Below are 18,944 nucleotides of genomic sequence, written 5' to 3' on the forward strand. Positions count from 1 at the left end.
GGAGGGGGCGGCTCCGGGACGCGTCCGGCCGGTCAGGAGGCCGGGGTCGACTCCGGGGCAGCCCCCGCCGAGGGGGTCGACTCCGGCTCCGACGCCGGTTCGGTGAGCGAGAGCCGCCGGGTGGCCAGCCGCCAGCCGATCGCGTAGACCACGGTGACCAGACCGCAGCCGGCCAGCACGGTCCGCTCGCTGACCGAGTCGACCACCAGGGCGACCACCAGCTGGCTGACCGAGATGGCCAGGGTCGCCAGCATCATGTCGGTGGCGAAGACCCGGCCCCGCAACCGGTCCGGCACCTCGCCCTGGAGCGCGTAGTTGGACAGCACCCAGTTGCTGCCGCCGCCCAGGTGGGCCAGGAAGACCAGCACCAGCACCAGCGGGAACCAGGTCACCACCGAGGCGCCGACGTACGCCAGGCCGTAGAGGGACATGGAGAGCGCCAGGCCGGTCAGCAGCCAGGCCCGGTTGGACAGCACCCGGCGCATCAGGATCGGACCGACCAGCGCCCCCGCGCCCCGGCTGGCGAAGAGCAGGCCGGTGCCGATCGCGCCGGCCCCGTACACCCCGGCGAGCAGCGGGAAGACCGTCAGCACGCCGTTGCCCAGGCCGACCGCCGACTTCACGGTGACCAGGGCGAGCACCCGGGGCCGGTGCGCGATGTAGCGCAGCGCCTCGCGGATCGCCGCCCAGGTGCGCGGGCTCGCCGCCCCGGGCTCGCGGGGCGCCTGCAGGGGCCGGCGGATCAGCGTGGCCAGGCCCGCCGCCACCGCCAGGCTGCCCGCCGCCACCCAGAAGCTGGCGTACGGGCCGGCCGCCGCGCTGAGCATGCCGCCGAGCGAGGCCCCGACCACCGTCATGGTCCCCCAGGCCGAACCGGCCACCGCGTTACCGGCGGCGAGATCCGCCGGGTCGAGCACGTTGGGCAGGGCGGCCTGGGCGGCCGGCGAGTAGAACGCCTTCGCGACCGCCACCACGGCGATCGCCACCAGGGCCAGCCAGGCGGTGCCGGCGCTGCGCACGCCGAGCAGCAGCAGGACACCGGCCAACGCGGCCAGGTTGGCCGCCATCATGATCTTGCGCCGGTCGAACCGGTCGGCGATGGTGCCGGTGTACGGCAGCAGCAGGGCCAGGGTGCCGGTGTCCACGGCGAGCACCAGCGCGCCCCAGACCCCGCTCCCGGTCAACGCCGGCAGCAGCACCAGCAGCGGGACCATGACGAACCAGTCCGAGCCGAAGACCACCAGCTCGGCGAGGAAGAGGTTGCGGAAGTCGCGGTTGCGGACGAGGACCGAGACGGTGGGTGACACGCCGGAACCCTACCGGGCCGGTCAGACCACAGCGGCGCGGTGCAGCAGTTGAGAGACCGTGACGAAGGTGTACCCGCGGGCGCGCAGCCCGGCGATCAGGTCGGGCAGGCCGCGGAGCGCGACCAGGCGCTGCTCGGTGCCGACGTCGTGGGCCAGCAGGATGGTGCCGGGCTGCACATCGGCGACGATCCGCCGGGCGTGCCCCGCCGGGTCGTGCGGGAACTCCCCCTCGACCATCTGCAACGTCCACAGCACCAGGCGGTAGTCGAGCCGGGCGGCTGCGTGCAGCACCGCGCCGCCGAGGTGCCCCCAGGGCGGGCGGAGCAGGCGCGGCGCCGTGCCCGTCGCCGCGACGATCGCGTCGTGGCTGCGGCGCAGGTCGTCGTACGCGGCGGCGGCGTCCATCCGGGCCAGGTCGTGGTGCGCCCAGCTGTGGTTGCCGACCTCGTGCCCGGCCAGCCGGCCGCGCACCAGGGCGGCGTGCCGCCGGGCCCGCTCACCGACCAGGAAGAAGGTGGCCGGGACGGCGTGCTCCGCCAGGGTGTCCAGCACCATCGGCGTCCACTGCGGCCGGGGGCCGTCGTCGAAGGTGAGCGCGATCAGCCGCTCGGTGGTGCGGACCCCCCAGGACACCTCGACCGCGCCCGCACCCACCTGCTGGTAGCGGTTGCCCAGGGTGGCGCTGGCCGGGCCACCGGCGAGCGGCAGCCGCCGATCGGCGATCCAGGTGCTCTGCGCGGTGCCGGCGACGCCGAGCGCGGCTCCGCCGGCCAGCAGGGCGGTGCGCCGCAGGACCGTACGCCTGCCCCACCGGCCCCCGCCGTCCGCCATGGCCCCGCTCCCGCGCCACCCGGCCACCCGCAGTGAGAGCCGGTTGACCCACGGTACCGCGCCGGAAACCGCCCCACTGTCCCCTTTCCGTTCCACCGCCCGCTCCCCGCCCGACCCTCGCCGAGATCCGCGCGACTTCCGGGAAAGTGCTGCCTCCCGGCGAGCCGAGACCACACCTTCCCCGAAGTCGCGCGGATCTTGATCGCTCGCACCCCGGGGCGGGCGAGGGCCGACGGGCGCGGTCAGTCCGCGGGCGGGAGGGGCGACTGGCGGCTCTTGGGCAGGCGGAGCACCTCGAACTGGTCGGTGCCGTCGACGAGCGCGGCCGACGGGGCCGGCCGGACGACCGACTCACCGGGGCGCCGGGCCGGCGCGGACTCACCGGCTCCGGCCGGCGCGGACCCGGCCGAACCGGTGCCGCCCGAAACCGTGCCGCCCGAGACGGCGCCGCCGGCACCGGTGCCGCCCGAAACCGTGCCGCCCGAGACGGCGCCGCCGGCACCGGTGCCGCCCGAATCGGCCCCGGTCGCGGCGGCCCCGACCGTCTCCGGGACGCCGGTGGCCTCCGGCGCGTCGCCCCGGCGGGCGGCCCGCCGCCCACGCAGCGACTCCTTGGTGCGCTCCACCATCGTGTAGAGGGTGGGCACCAGGATCAGCGTCAGCAGGGTCGAGCTGAGCAGGCCACCGATCACCACGATCGCCAGCGGGCGGGAGATGAACCCGCCCTCACCGGTGAGCCCGAACGCCATCGGCAGCAGCGCGAACACCGTGGCCACCGCGGTCATCAGGATCGGACGCAGCCGGCGCCGACCGCCCTCGACCACCGCCTCGGTGACGCCCATCCCCTGCGCCCGGTACTGGTTGATCAGGTCGAGCAGCACGATCGCGTTGGTCACCACGATGCCGACCAGCATGAGCACGCCGATCAGCGCCGGTACGCCCAGCGGCGTGCCGGTGGCCAGCAGCAGCGCGATCGCCCCGGTGGCCGCGAACGGCACCGAGATCAGCAGGATCAGCGCCTGGGTCAGGCTGCGGAACGTACCCACCATGATCAGGAAGACGATCGCGATCGCGGCCAGCACGGCCAGCCCCAGGTCGGCGAAGGCGTCCTTCTGGTCGGCGCTGACCCCGCCGACGGTGAAGGTAGCCCCCGGTACGTCCAGCGCGTCCAGCCGCTTCTGCAGCTCCTGGGTGGTGGCGCCGAGGTTGGAGCCGGCCGCCGTACCGGTGACCGACACGCTGCGCTCACCGTCGATCCGGGTCACCTGCTGCGGGCCGTCGACCTGGTTCACGTCGGCGATGTCGTCCAGCTTTACCCGGCCCACCGGCAGCGCCCGCAGCTCCTGAACGCTCAGCGGCGGCCGGGCGCCGGTGCTCAGCACCACGTCGCGCGGCGCGCCGTCCAGCCCGACCTGCCCCAGCGGGGCACCCCGGTACGCCTGCGCGACGAGCTGCCCGACGGCCGCCTCGGTGAGCCCGGCCCGCGCGGCGGCGACCCGGTCCACGGTCACCTCGACCCGGGGCACCCGGGTGGCGAGGCTGGTGGCGACGTCCTCGACGCCCGGCGTACCGGCCATCGCCGCACGGGCGGCCTCGGCCGCCCGGGTCAGCGTCTCCTGGTCGGCGGCCTGCACCACGACCTCGATCTGGTTGGCCGACGCACCCTCCCGGCCGGCGCCGAAGCTCAGCTCGCCGACCGACGGGCCGAGCGCGTCGAACTCCCGGCGCAGCGTCCGCTTGACCGTCGCCGCGTCGGTGTCCTCGTCCAGCGCCACCTGGTAGGAGGCGGTGTTGTTGCCCCCGCCACCGGCCCACGGCTGGTCGCCGCGACCCGCGCTGACCTGGTACGTCCGCACGCCGTCGGTACGGCCGAGCACCGCCTCGACCGACGCTGCGGCGTCGTCGGTGCCGGCCAGGCCGGTGCCCGCCGGCAGCTCCTGGGAGATGCTCAGGGTGTCCTGGCCGGAGTCGTCGAGGAAATTGGTCTCCAGCTTCTGGGCCAGCCCGAACGTGCCGAGCAGCACCAGCAGGCCCAGCCCGACGGTGGCCCAGCGGGTGCCCCGGGACCGGGTGGCGAAGCCGATCGCCGGCAGGTACGCCTTCTGCAGCGGGCTGCGCAGCTCCTTCTCCTCGGCCGCCCGCCGGGCCGCCTCGTCGGTGCCGGCGCGCTGCTTGAGGAACCAGTACGCCAGCACCGGGATCACCGTCAGCGACACCAGCAGCGAGGCGAGCAGGGCCACCGTCACGGTGATCGCGAACGGCGCGAAGAGCTGCCCGACGAAGCCGCCCACCAGCGCGATCGGCGCGAAGACGGCGACCGTGGTGAGGGTGGAGGCGGTGACCGCGCCGGCCACCTCGCGGACCGCGCCGAGGATCGCCTCGCGCTTCGGCTCGCCGTACTCCAGGTGTCGTTTGATGTTCTCCAGCACCACGATCGAGTCGTCGACCACCCGGCCCACCGCGATGGTCAACGCGCCGAGGGTGAGCAGGTTGAGCGAGTAGTCACCGGCCCAGAGCACGATCAGCGCGACCAGCACCGAGAGCGGGATGGAGACCGCGGTGACCACCGTGGACCGGACCGAGAGCAGGAAGACCAGGATCACCACGACCGCCATCACCAGGCCGAGCAGGCCCTCGGTGGTGAGGCTCTCGATGGACCGCTCGACGAACGGCGCCTGGTCGAAGACCACGGTCAGCTCCGCGCCGGAGGCCGACTTCAGCGCGTCCAGCCGGTCCCGGATCTCGTGCGAGATGCGGACCGCGTTGCCGTCCGGGGTGGCGGTGACCGCGATGCCCAGGCTGGGCTTGCCGTTGGTCCGGGTGAAGCCGGTGGCCGGGGCGAGCTGCTCGGTCACGGTCGCCACGTCGCCGAGCCGGACCGGGGCGGCCGGCGCGGTGGCCAGCACGATGCCCCTCAGGTCGTCGAGGGTACGGATCGGGGAGCCGACCTGCACCGGCAGCGACCGGCTGCCGTCGGCCACCGCGCCGGCCGGCACCGCGACGCCGTTGGTCTTGAGCGCCTGGGCGATGGCGGTGGGGGCGATCCGGGTCGCGGCCAGCTTCGCCGGGTCCGGGGTGATCAGCACGACCTGGTCACGGGTGCCGGTCACCTCGACCGTGCGCACCCCGTCGAGCCCTTCCAGCTCGGGTACGACGGTGCTGCGCAGCTTCTCCGCCAGCGCCTGCTCGTCGCCGCCGCCGGTCGCGGCCACCACCACGGCCGGGATCTCGTCGGTGCTGCCGGCGAGGACCTGCGGGTCCACGCCCTCCGGCAGCTGCGCGTCGATCCGGCTCAGCGCGGTCTGCATCTTGTTGACCACGTCGTCCAGGTCGGTGCCGAACTCGTACTGCACCTGGACCGTGGTGGAGCCCTCGCGGGAGGTGGAGGTGACCTTCTCCAGCCCGGGGATGCCCTGGAGGCCGGTCTCGATCGGCTCGGTGACCTGGGACTCGACGATCTCCGGCGCGGCGCCCGGGTACGCCGCCACGACGAACGCGGCGGGGAACTCCAGGGACGGCAGCAGCTGCTGCTTCAGCGACGGCACGGCGTACGCCCCGAACGCGGCGGTCACCAGCGCGATGAGGGCGACCAGGCCCCGGTTGGCGAGGCTGAATCTGGCGAGCAGCGACATCTGCGTTACTCACTCCTGAGAGAGGTGTCGGCGGGGGCCCTGATCCTCCCCCACCCCACCGCGCTCCCCCGCACCACCCCCGGCCTCCCGAGCGGTCGTCGATCATGAGGTTGACGGTCGGGAAAGCGCTTCCCGACGCCGCTAACTTCATGATCGACGCCGCCGGGTACGGGCACGCCGAGGGCCCCGGAGGGGAGGGTGGGTCAGGCGAGGTCGAGGGAGCGGGCGGCGGCGAGGGCGTCGTTGGCGATGGTGATGGGGGCGGGGGCGGTGCTGATCGCCCACTCGGGGTCCTTGAGGCCGTGGCCGGTGACCGTGCAGACGATCGTGGCGCCGGCCGGCACCCGGCCCGCGGCCGCCTGCTGGAGCAGCCCCGCCACGCTGGCCGCGCTGCCCAGCTCCACGAAGACGCCCACCTCGCGGGCGAGCAGCCGGTACGCCGCCAGGATCTCCCGGTCCGTGACCGCGGCGATCAGGCCCTCCGAGGCGTCCCGGGCGTCGATCGCCTTGGTCCAGCTCGCCGGGTTGCCGATCCGGATCGCGGTGGCGATGGTGGACGGCTCCGGCACCATCTGACCGGTCACGATGGGCGCCGCCCCGGCGGCCTGGAAGCCGTACATCTTCGGGGCACGCGTGGCGTTGCCGTCGCGCAGGTCCTCCGAGTAGCCCATCCAGTAGGCGGAGATGTTGCCCGCGTTGCCGACCGGCAGGCAGTGGATGTCCGGCGCGTCGCCGAGCGCCTCGACGATCTCGAAGGCGGCCGTCTTCTGCCCGTGCAGCCGGTCGATGTTGACCGAGTTGACCAGGGCCACCGGGTAGTCCTGGGCGAGCTTGCCGGCCAGCGCCAGGCAGTCGTCGAAGTTGCCCTGCACCTGGAGCAGCTTCGCGCCGTGCACCAGCGCCTGGGCCAGCTTGCCCAGCGCGATCTTGCCCTGCGGCACCAGCACCGCGCAGGTGATCCCGGCGCGGGCCGCGTACGCCGCGGCGGAGGCGCTGGTGTTGCCGGTGGAGGCGCAGATGATCGCCTTGTCACCGGCCCCGACGGCCTTGGAGACGGCGAGGGTCATGCCGCGGTCCTTGAACGAGCCGGTGGGGTTGGCCCCCTCCACCTTCAGCCAGACGTCCGCCCCGGTCCGGCTGGCGAGCGCCGGGGCCGGCAGCAGCGGAGTGTTCCCCTCGTGCAGGGTGACGACGGGGGTGGCGTCGGTGACCGGCAGCCGGTCCCGGTACGTCTCGATCAGACCCCGCCACATGTCGCTCTCCTCGCCTCTGCCGGCTGTTCCGCACGTCAAGCGTGGCGCAGCGCGCCGCGCCCACACCCGCCGCACCCGTGCCTAACCATCTGGCGGGACGATCCGCTACGCCCCGCCCTCGACCCGGAGGACGCTGGTCACCGAGCGGACCACGTCCAGCCCGCGCAGCTCGCGCACGGTGGCCGCCAGGGCGGCGTCCGGCGCGACGTGCGTGACGATCACCAGCTCCGCGTCGCTGCCGCCGCCCGCCGGGGCCTGCCGCACGGTGGCGATGGAGACCTCGTGCCGGGCGAAGACCCCGGCCACCCCCTCCAGCACACCCGGCCGGTCGGCCACGTCGAGGCTGATGTGGTAGCGGGTGAGCGCCTCGCCCATCGGCCGCACCGGCAGGTCGGCGTACGCGGACTCGCTGGCCGCGTGCACACCGGCGAGGCGGTTGCGGGCCACCGCCACCACGTCGCCGAGGACCGCGCTGGCGGTCGGCGCGCCGCCCGCGCCCCGGCCGTAGAACATCAGCTGGCCGGCCGCCTCGGCCTCGACGAAGACCGCGTTGAACGCGTCACCGACGCCGGCCAGCGGGTGGGTCGACGGGATCATCGCCGGGTGCACCCGGACGCTCACCGTCTCGCGGCCCGCCGCGTCGGTGCCCCGGGCGGCGATGCAGAGCAGCTTGATGGTGCAGCCCATCGCCTTGGCGCTGGCCACGTCGGCGGCGGTCACCTCGGTGATGCCCTCGCGGTGCACGTCCGCCGCGGTGACCCGGGTGTGGAACGCCAGCGAGGCGAGGATCGCGGCCTTGGCGGCGGCGTCGAAGCCCTCCACGTCGGCGGTCGGGTCGGCCTCGGCGTAGCCCAGCTCGGTGGCCTCCTCCAGCGCCTCGGTGAAGCCGGCCCCGGTGGCGTCCATCGCGGACAGGATGAAGTTGGTGGTGCCGTTCACGATGCCGGTGACCCGGTTGATCCGGTCGCCGTGCAGCGACTCGCGCAGCGGGCGCAGCAGCGGGATCGCGCCGGCGACGCTGGCCTCGTAGTAGAGGTCCGCGCCGCCCTCGGCGGCCGCGTCGTGCAGCGTCGCGCCGTCCTCGGCGAGCAGCGCCTTGTTGGCGGTGACCACGCTCTTGCCGGCACGCAGCGCCTCGACCAGCCAGCCCCGGGCCGGCTCGATGCCGCCGACCACCTCCACCACGACGTCGACGTCGTCCCGCTTGATCAGGCCGAGCGCGTCGGTGGTGAACAGGGCCGGGTCGACCGGCAGGTCGCCCCGGTCACGGCCGAGCCGGCGTACGGCGATCCCGGCGATCTCCAGCGGGGCGCCGATCCGGGCGGCGAGGTCGGCCGACTGCTCGTGCAGCAGCCGCACCACGTCGCTGCCGACCGTGCCGCAGCCGAGCAACGCCAAGCGAACGGGTGAGGTCATCCGACATCCAATGCGAGCAGGTCGTCTTCGGTCTCCCGGCGGACGATCAGCCGGGCCCGTCCGTCCCGGACGGCGACGACCGGGGGCCGCGGGACATGGTTGTAGTTGCTGGCCATGCTCCGGCAGTAGGCCCCGGTGCCGGGCACCGCGACAAGATCTCCGGGCTGCACGTCTGCGGGCAGGAATTCATCCTTCACCACGATGTCCCCGGACTCACAGTGCTTTCCCACCACGCGGGCGAGCAGTGGCTCGGCGGCCGAGGCCCGGTTGGCCACGGTGGCCGAGTAGGACGCGTCGTAGAGGGCGGTACGGATGTTGTCGCTCATCCCGCCGTCCACGCTCACGTACGTCCGCAGGCCGTCGACGTCCTTGACGGTCCCGACCTCGTAGAGGGTGAACACGGCCGGCCCGACGATGGCCCGCCCCGGCTCGATGGAGAGGTGCGGGACGGCCAGTTGCTCGGCCGCGCACTCCCCGTCGACGATCTTGCGGAGCCGCTTGGCCAGCTCGTGCGGGCTGGCCGGGTCGTCCTGGGTGGTGTACGCGATGCCGAAGCCGCCGCCCAGGTCCAGCTCGGGCAGCTCCACCCCCCGGGCGTCGCGGATCTGCGCCTGCAGGGCGAGCACCCGCCGGGCGGAGACCTCGAAGCCGCTGGCGTCGAAGATCTGCGAGCCGATGTGCGAGTGCAGGCCACGCAGCTCCAGCACGCCCTCGTCGAGGATCTTGAAGGCGGCCGCCGCGGCCGCCCCGCCGGCCAGCGAGAAGCCGAACTTCTGGTCCTCGTGCGCGGTGGCGATGAACTCGTGGGTGTGCGCCTCCACGCCCACGGTGACCCGGACCAGCACCCGGGGGCGTACCCCGCGGTCGCGGGCGAGCGCGGTCAGCCGGTCGATCTCGGTGAACGAGTCGACGATGATCCGGCCCACCCCGGCGTCGACCGCCCGGGTCAGCTCGGCCACCGACTTGTTGTTGCCGTGGAAGCCGATCCGCTCGGGCGGCATCCCCGCCGAGAGCGCGGTGGCCAGCTCGCCGCCGGTGCAGACGTCGAGGAAGAGCCCCTCCTCGGCGATCGCCCGGACCACCGCCCGGCAGAGGAACGCCTTGCCGGCGTAGTACACGTCGGCGTCCGGGAAGGCGGCCCGGAACTCACGGGCGCGGTCGCGCAGGTCGTCGGAGTCCAGCACGTACACCGGGGTGCCGAACTCGGCGGCCAGGTCGCGTACGTCCAGGCCCGCGACGGTCAGCGCGCCGCCCGCCGACCGCGCGACGTTGCGCGGCCAGAGCTGCGGCACCAGGGCGTTGACGTCGACCGGGGTACGCAGCCAGGCCGGCCCCCGGTTGCCGATGTCGCCGTGCAGGGCACCGGCCTCGTGCGCTCGCACCGGGTCACATCCTCTCGGGCGCGGAGACGCCGAGCAGGCGCAGCCCGTTGGCGATGACCACCCGCGTCGCGTCGTTGAGCCAGAGCCGGGCCCGGTGCAGGTCGGTGACCTCCTCGTCGCCGCGCGGCAGGATCCGGCAGTTGTCGTAGAACCGGTGGTACGCCCCGGCCAGCCGCTCCAGGTAGCGGGCCACCAGGTGCGGGCCGCGCAGCTCGGCCGCCGAGGAGACCACGGCGGGGAACTCGGCGAGCGCCTTGAGCAGCTCGTTCTCCTTCTCGTGGGAGAGCAGCTCGGCGTGGAAGTCGGCCGCCTCGCCCCGGGTCAGCCCCACCTCGGCGGCGTTGCGCCCGACGCTGGCCGTCCGGGCCGCCACGTACTGCACGTAGTAGACCGGGTTGTCGCGGGTGGCCCGGGTCCACAGCTCCACGTCGATGTCGATCGGCGAGTCGCTGGAGTAGCGGGCCAGCGCGTAGCGGGAGGCGTCCACGCCGATCGCGTCGACCAGGTCCTCCAGGGTGACCACCGTGCCGGCCCGCTTGCTCATCCGGACCGGGGCGCCGTCCCGGACCAGGTTGACCAGCTGACCGATGAGGATCTCCAGGTTGCGCTCCGGGTCGTCGCCGAAGCAGGCGGACATCGCCTTCATCCGGCCGATGTAGCCGTGGTGGTCGGCGCCCAGCATGATCACCACACGCTCGAAGCCGCGCTCGCGCTTGTCCAGGTAGTAGGCGCAGTCGGCGGCGAAGTAGGTCCACTCGCCGTTGGACTTGCGCAGCACCCGGTCCTTGTCGTCACCGAAGTCGGTGGTGCGCAGCCAGGTCGCGCCCTCGGACTCGTAGAGGTGGCCCTGCGCCCGCAGCCGGTCCAGCGCCTGCTCCAGCTCGCCCCGGTCGTGCAGGTCCTTCTCGTTGAAGTAGGTGTCGAACTCGACGCCGAAGTCGCGCAGCGACGACCTGATCTCGGCGAACATCAGCTCGACGCCCTCGACCCGGAACACCTCCTGGGCGGCGGCGTCGTCCAGCTCACGCACCTCGGGCCGGCGGTTGGCCACCTCGGTGGCGATCTCGGCGATGTACGCGCCGCCGTAGCCGTCCTCCGGGGCGGGCTCGCCCTTGGCGGCGGCCAGCAGGGACCGGGCGAACCGGTCGATCTGGGACCCGGCGTCGTTGAAGTAATATTCCGTGCCGACCTCGGCGCCGGTGGCCCGGAGCAGCCGGCTGAGCGCGTCACCGACGGCCGCCCAGCGGACGCCGCCGATGTGCACCGGGCCGGTCGGGTTCGCCGAGACGAACTCCAGGTTGATCTTCTGCCCGGCGAGGGTGTCGCTGCGGCCGTACGCCTCGCCGGCCTCGACGATCACCTTGGCGAGCTGGCCGGCGGCGGCCGCGTCGAGCCGGATGTTCAGGAAGCCCGGGCCGGCGATCTCCACCGACTTGATTCCCGGCGCCCGACCGAGCTGCTCGGCCAGCGCGGTGGCCAGCTCCCGCGGGGGTACGCCCACCTTCTTGCTGAGCTGGAGCGCCAGCGTCGAGGCGTAGTCGCCGTGATCGGGGTTACGGGGTCGCTCCAGGGTCGTCTGCGCGGGCAGCGCGGCCCGGTCCAGGCCCCGGTCCGTGAAGACGGCGTGGGCGGCGGAGAGGACGACCTCGGCGAGTTCTGCGGGAGTCACCGAACCATGTTATCGGGGGTAGACTCGGTCCCCGCGGCGGCGACCAGCATGTGAACCGGCCCCGCGGCCCCCCTGACCGACCGACCTGACGAGGCACGATGAGCATCAGCACCCCGGGCGGCCCGGAGCGCCGCCCGACCGTGGTCAGCACCGGCAAGAAGCCGGCCGCCGGCCGGCCCGCCGCTGCCGACAAGCCCGCCGCCAAGGCCGGCGCCGGCAAGGGCGCCCCACGGCAGGGCGCCGGCGGCGGCAAGGGTCGCAAGCCGATCGCCCCGGTGAAGGTGAGCCAGGGTCGCAACTGGGGTCCGATCGCCCTCTTCGTCGCGGTGGGCGTGCTGGCCGTCGGCATCATCGGGTACGGCGCCTGGGCGGCCTACCAGGGCTCCCAGCCGTGGCAGAAGCGGGCCGACGCGATCAAGGGCGTCGTCGACTTCCGCAAGAAGGACAAGGACCTGGTCAAGGGCGGCAACCACCAGCAGGGCACGGTGAAGTACTCGGTGCTCCCGCCGGTCGCCGGCCCGCACAACCCGTCCTGGCAGAACTGCATGGGTGACGTCTACGACGCCCCGATCGCCAACGAGCACGCGGTGCACAGCCTGGAGCACGGCACGGTCTGGATCACCTACCGCCCGGACCTGCCCGCCGACCAGGTGGCCAAGCTCAAGGAGAAGGTGCAGGGCCAGGAGAAGATGATGCTCAGCCCGTACGACGGGCTGGACAAGCCGATTTCGCTGCAGGCCTGGGGCTTCCAGCTCAAGGTCGACAACGCCGACGACAGCCGGATCGACGAGTTCATCAAGACGCTGCGGGTGAACGCCTCGATCGAGGGCCCCAACGCCAACTGCGCCCAGGGCGTCACCGCGACCGGCACCACCCCGCGGGACCTGGGCAACCAGATGGAACAGCCGGTCACCCAGTAAGGACGACGCGATGACGGCTCCGACCGTGGACACCGACCTCGACGAGGCCCCGGCCACCGATGACGGTGGCCGGCGGCCGGCGCACCGCTACGGCCTGCTCGCCGTGACCGTCGCCGTCGTGGTCGGCCTCCTGCTCGGGTACGCGGGCGGCCTGCTCACGCCGACCTTCACCCGGCCGGGCGAGAACTCCCCGGAGGCGGGTTTCGCCCGGGACATGAGCACCCACCACGCCCAGGCGGTGGGCATGGGACTGATGGCCTTCCAGCAGGGCCAGGACGCCGAGGTGCGCCAGATCGGCGGCGACATCGCCACCGGCCAGCAGGGCGAGATCGGCACCATGCAGACCTGGCTGCGCTCCTGGAAGCTGGATCCGACCGGCGACCGGCCGCCGATGGCGTGGATGCCGGACGGCGCGCAGTCGGTGAGGAACGGCCTGATGCCGGGGATGGCGACGCCGGAGGAGCTGGCGAAGCTGCGGGCGGCCCGGGGCCGCGCGTTCGACGTGCTCTTCCTGCAGATGATGATCCGGCACCACCTGGGTGGGGTGCACATGATCGACGGGGTGCTCGACCAGAGCCACGACGACGAGGTGCGCTCGGTCGCGCAGGTCATGAAGAACACCCAGCAGACCGACCTGACCAACCTCCAGGCGGCGCTGAAGCGCCTCGGCGGCACCCTGTAGCACCCGCTCGGATCGGAGGCCCGCGTCGTGCGCGACGCGGGCCTCCGCCGTGTCCGGCCAGGGCCGCCACCGCGTCCAGTCGGACGCTTTGTCTGTTATGCGGCTTAACAGGCTTTAGCTGCTTCCGACCGATTGGGTGTCTTGGAGACTTTTCTCCATACATATCGTGACCGGTTGTGATTCGCGCTCGTTGCGAAAGACGTGGGGGTTGCACTCAGAGACGCAGGGCGGTCGGTGACCAGCTGGTGCCGACGCCACACCATCGGCGGTGACGGAGCGGTGGCAGCCGTCCGTCGCGGACTGCGGCAGGGCGAGTCGGGAACGCTCAGCCGCGAACAGGAACTCGAACTGATCGACATGCTGCGGGGCGTCCACCCGGACGAGTTCGGCCTGGACGAGGAGCTCTGGACGCGACAGAGCCTCACCACCCTCATCCAGCGCCGGTTCGACCTGGCGATGGACGCCGGCACCGTCGGGGCGTACCTGCGGGCCTGGGGGTTGGGTCCGCGCGAGCCCCGCGAGCGGGCCTGCGGGCTCTGCGTCGGCGCGGTGGAGCGCTGGGTGCGCAGCGAGTACCCGTCGATCACCCGGGCGGCCCAGGAGCACGCCGCGGAGGTCTACTGGATCGGCCGGGTACGGCTGCGCGGCACCATGCCGGCCGCCGACGTGATCTCGGCCGTCTCGTCCCGGGGCCGGGTGCGCTTCATGATCACCACGCCGTCGGTGGACCCGCCGCTCCCCCGCGACTTCGTGCTGCGACTCAGTGGCGCCGAGGAGCACACGGTGCACCTGATCGTCGACGGCTCCTGGCCGCGCAACGAGTGGCCCCGCCGGCTGCCGCGCCGGATCGTCCTGCACCCGCTGCCCAGCTGCGGCCGCCCCCTGGCCGCCGCCTGAGCCGTCGGGGCGCGCCGGGGGCGGGGTGCCGATTGGGTGATCCAGGAAGGGGTTTGCTACTCTTCTCGGGTCGCTGAGCCCCCGTAGCTCAGGGGATAGAGCACCGCCCTCCGGAGGCGGGGGCGCAGGTTCGAATCCTGCCGGGGGCACAGACAGTCAAGAGGCCCGGGCCAGCTGGTCCGGGCCTCTTCGCGTCCGGACACCGGTCAGCCCGCCTCGCGGCGGGCCTTCGCGCGGCGCTTGCCCTCGTGCATGGCCTGCACCCGGGCCACCGGGATGGTCCGCCCCTCGGCGACCAGGTCGGCCGGCAGGCGCTGCGGTTCCGGCAGCGCCCGCACCCACGGGTCCCGCCCGGCGACCAGCGCCGGCACGGTCCGCACGGTGAAGTCGGCCGGGCGCACCGCGCCGAGGTCGGCCCAGTCCACCGGGTACGACACCGGCGTGCCGGGCCGGATCCGCGGGCTGTACGCGGCCACCACGGTCGCCCCGTACGCCCGGGTGGAGTCGACGAAGACCCGGCCGCCCCGGTCCTCGACGATGAACGCGGTGGTGGCCAGCGCCGGGTCGAGCCGTTCGGTGCGGGCGGCCAGCGCCCGGGTCGCGGCGGCCGCGTCCTCGGCGGTGGTCCCGTCCGCCACCGGCACGATCACGTGCAGACCCTTCGCCCCGCTGGTCTTCACCGCGCCGGCCAGTCCGGCCTCGGTAAGCGCCTCGCGGACCAGCAGCGCCACCGCGACCGCCGCGCCGAACGAGTCACCCGGCGGCGGGTCCAGGTCGAGCACCAGCTGGGTGGGGTGCTCCGGGTGACCGGCGCGCCCGAGCGTCGGGTGGTACTCCACGGCCCGCTGGTTGGCGAACCAGAGCAGCGTGCGCCGGTCGTCGCAGAGCGCGTACGAGATGCTGCGGTGCGACGCCTCCGCCCAGACCGAGGTGCGGCGCACCCAGTCGGGGGTGTACTTCGGCAGGTTCTTCTGCATGAACGGGTCCTGCCCGGGCCGGACCCGGACCACCGACAGCGGCCGGTCCCGCAGACCGGGCAGGATCCGGTCACGCACCGCGTCCAGGTAGTCGACCAGGTCGCGTTTGGTGGCCCCGGCGCCGTCGAAGAGCGGCTGGTCCAGGTTGGTCAGCGAGACACCGTCCCGGGTCTCGTCAGCGGCACCCATCCGTTCACCCTGCCGTCCGGGACCGGCCCCGGCAACCCGACGCGGCGCGGCGGTCAGGAACCGAACGGATCACCGCCGGCCCGGACGGTGGTGAGCAGCTCGTCGACGCGGGCGCGGGCGGCCGAGTACACCGTGGAGCCGAAGCTGATCCGGGCCACCCCGAGGGGGGCCAGCTCGGCCGGGCCGGGCGCGCCGGGGCGGGCCATCACGTTCACCGGGGCGTCCACCTCGGCGACGAAGGCGCGGATCTGCGCCGGGTCGGCCAGCACGATCGGGTAGACGCTGTCCGCCCCGGCGGCCCGGTAGCGGCGGGCCCGGCGGACCGCCTCGGCGAGCCGCTCCTCCGCCGGCCCGTACGCCCGCAGGTGCACGTCGACCCGGGCGTTGAGCACCAGCCCCACCCCGGCCGCGTCGGCCGCCGCCCGGATGCCGGCGAGCAGGTCGGCCTGCTCGCCGGTGTCGTACAGCCGCCCGGTGCGCGGGTCGGAGTCCTCGATGTTGCACCCCACCGCCCCGGTGGCGAGCAGCCGCTCGACCAGCTCGGCCGGGGGCAGCCCGTACCCCCGCTCCAGGTCGGCGGTGACCGGGACGGTGACGGCCGCGGCGATCCGGGCGACCGCGGCGAGCATCTCGTCGACCGGGGTGGCCTCCCCGTCGGCGTGGCCGAGCGCCTCGGCGACCGCGCCGCTGCTGGTGGCGACGGCCGGGAAGCCGGCGGCGACGACGGCCCGGGCGGACCCCGGGTCCCACGCGTTCGGCAGCAGCAACGGATCTCCGGGGCGGTGCAGCGCGCGCAGCGCGTCGGCCCGCCGGCTCAGTTCGCTCATGCCGTGATTCTGGGCCCGACGGGAGCGCCGGTCCGAGCGCCAATCCGTCGCCGTTGGACCGTTCGGCCGCGGCGCCGGGACGGGCCGGGGCCGGGTCGGTCACCCGCTGTGGCGAAGGCCACCGGATTGTTCTGACCGATCGGTCAGCGTCTGACCGATCGGTCAGGCATGCTGGAGGACATGGCACGGGCGGTACCGGAGACCCATGACGAGATCCTCACGGCGGCGGGGCGGCGCTTCGCCGTCACCGGCTACAAGGGCACCTCGTTGCAGGACATCGCCCGCGAGGTCGGCTGTTCCAAGGCCACCGTGCTCTACCACTTCGCCAACAAGGAAGCCCTGCTCTGCGAGCTGATGGCCCCGGCCATCAGCATGCTGGAGGAGCTCGACACCCGGCTCGCCGAGGTCAGCGGCGCCGACGCCCAGCACCTCGCCACCGAGGGCTTCGTCGACCTGGCGGTGCGCTTCCGGCGGCAGATCGCGCTGCTCCGTGGCGAGTTCCCCGACCTGCTCCAGCAACCGGCGTTCGCGCACATCCAGCAGATCTCCGAGCGGCTCGTCGCCGCGTTCGCCGGCTTCACCGACCGGCCGGCGGCGCGGATCGCCGCGCTGGTGGTGCTCGCCGGGATCGCCGAGACCTGCGGCGAGTTCCTCGACATCCCCGACGACGAGCTACGACCGGCCCTGCTGGCCGTGGCGCGCCGCGCGCTCGAACCCACCATCTGATCCAGTTCCGACACCGAGGCAAAGGAACCTTCATGGCGACCCTGCTGTACCGGCTCGGCCGGGCATCGTTGCGACGCCGGCGCGTCGTCGCCGTCGTCTGGCTCGTCGTACTCGTCGGTCTCGGCATCGCCGCGGCCACCTTGAAGGGGCCGACGGCCAGCAACTTCACCATGCCGGGCACCGAGTCCCAGCAGGCGATCGACCTGCTCGCCGACCGGTTCCCGGCGGCCAGCGGCGCCACCGGCACGATCGCCGTCAAGGCACCGAAGGCCGGCGACCTGCTGACCCCGCAGGGGCAGGCGGTGGTCGGTCAGGTCACCAAGGAGGCGGCCACCCTGCCCGGCGTGGTCGGCGCGGTCGACCCGTACCAGGTCAAGGCGCTCACCCCGGACGGCCGGTACGCGCTGATCCAGGTGCAGTTCGCCGGCCGGGCCGACGACGTGACCAAGGACCAGCGCGCCGCGTACGAGAAGGTCGGCGCGCAGGCCGAGGCGCAGGGCTGGCAGATCGCCCCCGGCGGCGAGGTGCTCAACGGCGAGCCGGAGGTCGGCTCCACCGAGGCGCTGGGCGTCCTGGTCGCCGCGATCGTCCTGGTCATCACCTTCGGGTCCCTGGTCGCGGCCGGGATGACGATGCTGAACGCGCTGATCGGCGTCGGCGTCGGCATGGCCGGCCTCTTCGCGCTCAGCGGCGCGGTGGAGCTGACCAGCACCGCGCCGATCCTGGCCCTGATGCTCGGCCTGGCGGTCGGCATCGACTATTCGCTCTTCATCACCTCCCGGCACCGGCAGAACCTGCTCGACGGGCTCTCGCCGGAGGAGGCGGTCGGTCGCGCGGTCGGCACCGCCGGCTCGGCCGTGGTCTTCGCCGGCGCCACCGTGGTCATCGCGCTCGCCGGCCTCGCCGTGGTGGACATCCCGTTCCTCACCGTGATGGGCCTGGCCGCGGCCGGAACCGTCACCGTGGCGGTGCTGGTCGCGATCACCCTCGCCCCGGCGCTGCTCGGCTTCGCCGGCCGCAAGGTGCTGCCGCGCAAGCTGCGCGACCGGGCCGCCGTCGAGGACCCGACCACCGGCTCGGAGGACCGCTCCGGGTTCGGCTTCCGCTGGGCGCACTGGGTGACGAAGCTGCGCGTCCCGGTCATCCTGGTCGGCCTGCTCGGCCTCGGCCTGCTCGCCGTCCCCGCGCAGGACATGCGGCTCGCCCTGCCGGACGCCTCCGCCGCCGCCGAGGGCACCCCGGCCCGGATCAACAACGACCTGATCCGGGAGGGCTTCGGCCCCGGCTTCACCGGCCGCCTCGCGGTGGTGGTCACCGCCGACTCGCCGCAGGCCACCCAGGCCGCCGTGCCGCAGGTCACCGCGCTGGTGCAGAAGACCGACGGGGTGCTAGCGGTGGCCCCGCCGCAGCTCGACCCGACCGGCCGCACCGCGCTGATCGGGGTGATCCCGAAGACCGGGCCGACCGACGCGAAGACCGAGACGCTGGTGCACGACATCCGCAAGCAGGTGGGCGGGATCCAGAACGCCGACGTGCTGCTCACCGGCGTCACCGCGATCGGCATCGACGTCTCGGAGAAGCTCTCCGACGCGCTCCCGGTCTACCTGCTGCTGGTCGTCGGCCTCTCGGTGCTGCTGCTGATGCTGGTGTTCCGGTCGATCCTGGTGCCGGTCAAGGCGGCGCTGGGCTTCCTGCTCACCGTGGCCGCCACCTTCGGCATCACCGTCGCGGTGTTCCAGCAGGGCCACCTCGCCGACCTGGTCGGGCTGGACACCCCGGCCCCGCTGGTCAGCTTCCTGCCGATCCTGCTCATCGGCATCCTGTTCGGCCTCGCCATGGACTACGAGGTCTTCCTGGTCTCCCGGATGCGGGAGGACTTCGTGCACGGCGACACGGCCCGGCAGGCCACCATCAACGGGATGGGGCACGGCGCCCGGGTGGTCACCGCCGCCGCCCTGATCATGATCTCGGTCTTCGGCGGCTTCGTCTTCCTGGAGGACCCGATCATCAAGTCGATGGGCTTCGCGCTCGCGGTCGGTGTCGCCATCGACGCGTTCGTGGTCCGGATGACCATCGTCCCGGCGGTGATGTCGCTGCTCAACAACGCCGCCTGGTGGCTGCCGCGCTGGCTGAACCGGATCCTGCCGAACGTGGACGTGGAGGGCGAGGGCCTGCGCGCCCACCTCGCCCGGCGCGAGCCCGCCGAGGTGTGACCGGACGTGGGGGTCCCGCCCGT

General features: G+C 73.5%; 14 protein-coding genes and 1 tRNA gene. 6 read left to right on the forward strand and 9 right to left on the reverse strand.

From position 1 onward, the window contains the following. Window positions 1-32: 32 nt before the first annotated feature. The 7 genes from GA0070611_RS17270 to argS form a co-directional block, all read right to left on the reverse strand. On the reverse strand, window positions 33-1,307 hold the full coding sequence (locus GA0070611_RS17270) for an MFS transporter (RefSeq protein ID WP_091665454.1): 1,275 nt from the start codon (window positions 1,305-1,307) through the stop codon (window positions 33-35). Window positions 1,308-1,328: 21 nt separating this feature from the next. Further along, window positions 1,329-2,138: a polysaccharide deacetylase family protein gene (locus GA0070611_RS17275; protein WP_091665456.1), complete on the reverse strand. Its 810-nt coding sequence runs from the start codon at window positions 2,136-2,138 to the stop codon at window positions 1,329-1,331. Window positions 2,139-2,380: 242 nt separating this feature from the next. Next, a complete protein-coding gene (locus GA0070611_RS17280; protein WP_091665458.1) occupies window positions 2,381-5,770 on the reverse strand; it encodes an efflux RND transporter permease subunit in 3,390 nt (1,129 codons plus the stop codon). A gap of 203 nt (window positions 5,771-5,973) precedes the next feature. Beyond that, the gene (gene thrC, locus GA0070611_RS17285) at window positions 5,974-7,023 is read right to left on the reverse strand and encodes a threonine synthase (RefSeq protein ID WP_091665460.1); all 1,050 of its coding nucleotides are present in this window, start codon (window positions 7,021-7,023) and stop codon (window positions 5,974-5,976) included. 105 nt (window positions 7,024-7,128) lie between these two features. After that, window positions 7,129-8,439, reverse strand: coding sequence for a homoserine dehydrogenase (locus GA0070611_RS17290; protein ID WP_091665463.1), 1,311 nt, complete (start codon window positions 8,437-8,439; stop codon window positions 7,129-7,131). Beyond that, a complete protein-coding gene (gene lysA, locus GA0070611_RS17295; protein WP_091665465.1) occupies window positions 8,436-9,821 on the reverse strand; it encodes a diaminopimelate decarboxylase in 1,386 nt (461 codons plus the stop codon). Before lysA ends, GA0070611_RS17290 begins: the two co-directional genes overlap by 4 nt. Before the next feature lie 4 nt (window positions 9,822-9,825). Beyond that, complete coding sequence (gene argS / locus GA0070611_RS17300; protein WP_091665468.1) at window positions 9,826-11,490, reverse strand: arginine--tRNA ligase; 1,665 nt, start codon at window positions 11,488-11,490, stop codon at window positions 9,826-9,828. Window positions 11,491-11,588: 98 nt separating this feature from the next. Here argS and GA0070611_RS17310 point away from each other — a divergent pair, with 98 nt between their 5' ends. The 4 genes from GA0070611_RS17310 to GA0070611_RS17325 all read left to right on the forward strand — a co-directional run bounded on the left by GA0070611_RS17310 (window position 11,589) and on the right by GA0070611_RS17325 (window position 14,138). Then, entirely contained in the window at window positions 11,589-12,410 is an 822-nt protein-coding gene (locus tag GA0070611_RS17310; protein WP_091665471.1) for a DUF3105 domain-containing protein, read from the forward strand. Window positions 12,411-12,420: 10 nt separating this feature from the next. Then, entirely contained in the window at window positions 12,421-13,092 is a 672-nt protein-coding gene (locus GA0070611_RS17315) for a DUF305 domain-containing protein (RefSeq protein ID WP_091665474.1), read from the forward strand. Between the two features lie 201 nt (window positions 13,093-13,293). Continuing rightward, entirely contained in the window at window positions 13,294-13,989 is a 696-nt protein-coding gene (locus GA0070611_RS17320) for a winged helix-turn-helix domain-containing protein (RefSeq protein WP_091665476.1), read from the forward strand. 77 nt (window positions 13,990-14,066) lie between these two features. Then, a tRNA-Arg gene (locus GA0070611_RS17325) sits at window positions 14,067-14,138 on the forward strand. 57 nt (window positions 14,139-14,195) lie between these two features. On the opposite strand, the gene ligD is transcribed toward GA0070611_RS17325, so the two are convergent. Both ligD and GA0070611_RS17335 read right to left on the reverse strand, forming a co-directional pair. After that, window positions 14,196-15,155 (reverse strand): non-homologous end-joining DNA ligase, encoded by a 960-nt coding sequence (ligD, locus tag GA0070611_RS17330; RefSeq protein ID WP_091665478.1) that lies wholly within the window; start codon window positions 15,153-15,155, stop codon window positions 14,196-14,198. Between the two features lie 53 nt (window positions 15,156-15,208). Continuing rightward, entirely contained in the window at window positions 15,209-15,982 is a 774-nt protein-coding gene (locus tag GA0070611_RS17335) for an isocitrate lyase/PEP mutase family protein (protein ID WP_091665481.1), read from the reverse strand. Window positions 15,983-16,162: 180 nt separating this feature from the next. Between GA0070611_RS17335 and GA0070611_RS17340 the strand changes: the two genes are divergently transcribed. Beyond that, a complete protein-coding gene (locus tag GA0070611_RS17340; protein ID WP_091673063.1) occupies window positions 16,163-16,708 on the forward strand; it encodes a TetR/AcrR family transcriptional regulator in 546 nt (181 codons plus the stop codon). 32 nt (window positions 16,709-16,740) lie between these two features. Continuing rightward, complete coding sequence (locus tag GA0070611_RS17345; RefSeq protein WP_091665484.1) at window positions 16,741-18,921, forward strand: MMPL family transporter; 2,181 nt, start codon at window positions 16,741-16,743, stop codon at window positions 18,919-18,921. The last annotated feature ends 23 nt before the right edge of the window (window positions 18,922-18,944 follow it).

This window comes from Micromonospora auratinigra (assembly GCF_900089595.1).
Classification (GTDB): domain Bacteria; phylum Actinomycetota; class Actinomycetes; order Mycobacteriales; family Micromonosporaceae; genus Micromonospora; species Micromonospora auratinigra.

Coding starts and splice junctions, on each gene's coding strand:
- GA0070611_RS17275 (WP_091665456.1), bottom strand. CDS start 2,138: ATGGCGGACGGCGGGGGCCGGTGGGGCAGGCGTACGGTCCTGCGGCGC.
- GA0070611_RS17280 (WP_091665458.1), bottom strand. CDS start 5,770: ATGTCGCTGCTCGCCAGATTCAGCCTCGCCAACCGGGGCCTGGTCGCC.
- thrC (WP_091665460.1), bottom strand. CDS start 7,023: ATGTGGCGGGGTCTGATCGAGACGTACCGGGACCGGCTGCCGGTCACC.
- GA0070611_RS17290 (WP_091665463.1), bottom strand. CDS start 8,439: ATGACCTCACCCGTTCGCTTGGCGTTGCTCGGCTGCGGCACGGTCGGC.
- GA0070611_RS17310 (WP_091665471.1), top strand. CDS start 11,589: ATGAGCATCAGCACCCCGGGCGGCCCGGAGCGCCGCCCGACCGTGGTC.
- GA0070611_RS17315 (WP_091665474.1), top strand. CDS start 12,421: ATGACGGCTCCGACCGTGGACACCGACCTCGACGAGGCCCCGGCCACC.
- ligD (WP_091665478.1), bottom strand. CDS start 15,155: ATGGGTGCCGCTGACGAGACCCGGGACGGTGTCTCGCTGACCAACCTG.
- GA0070611_RS17335 (WP_091665481.1), bottom strand. CDS start 15,982: ATGAGCGAACTGAGCCGGCGGGCCGACGCGCTGCGCGCGCTGCACCGC.
- GA0070611_RS17340 (WP_091673063.1), top strand. CDS start 16,163: ATGGCACGGGCGGTACCGGAGACCCATGACGAGATCCTCACGGCGGCG.
- GA0070611_RS17345 (WP_091665484.1), top strand. CDS start 16,741: ATGGCGACCCTGCTGTACCGGCTCGGCCGGGCATCGTTGCGACGCCGG.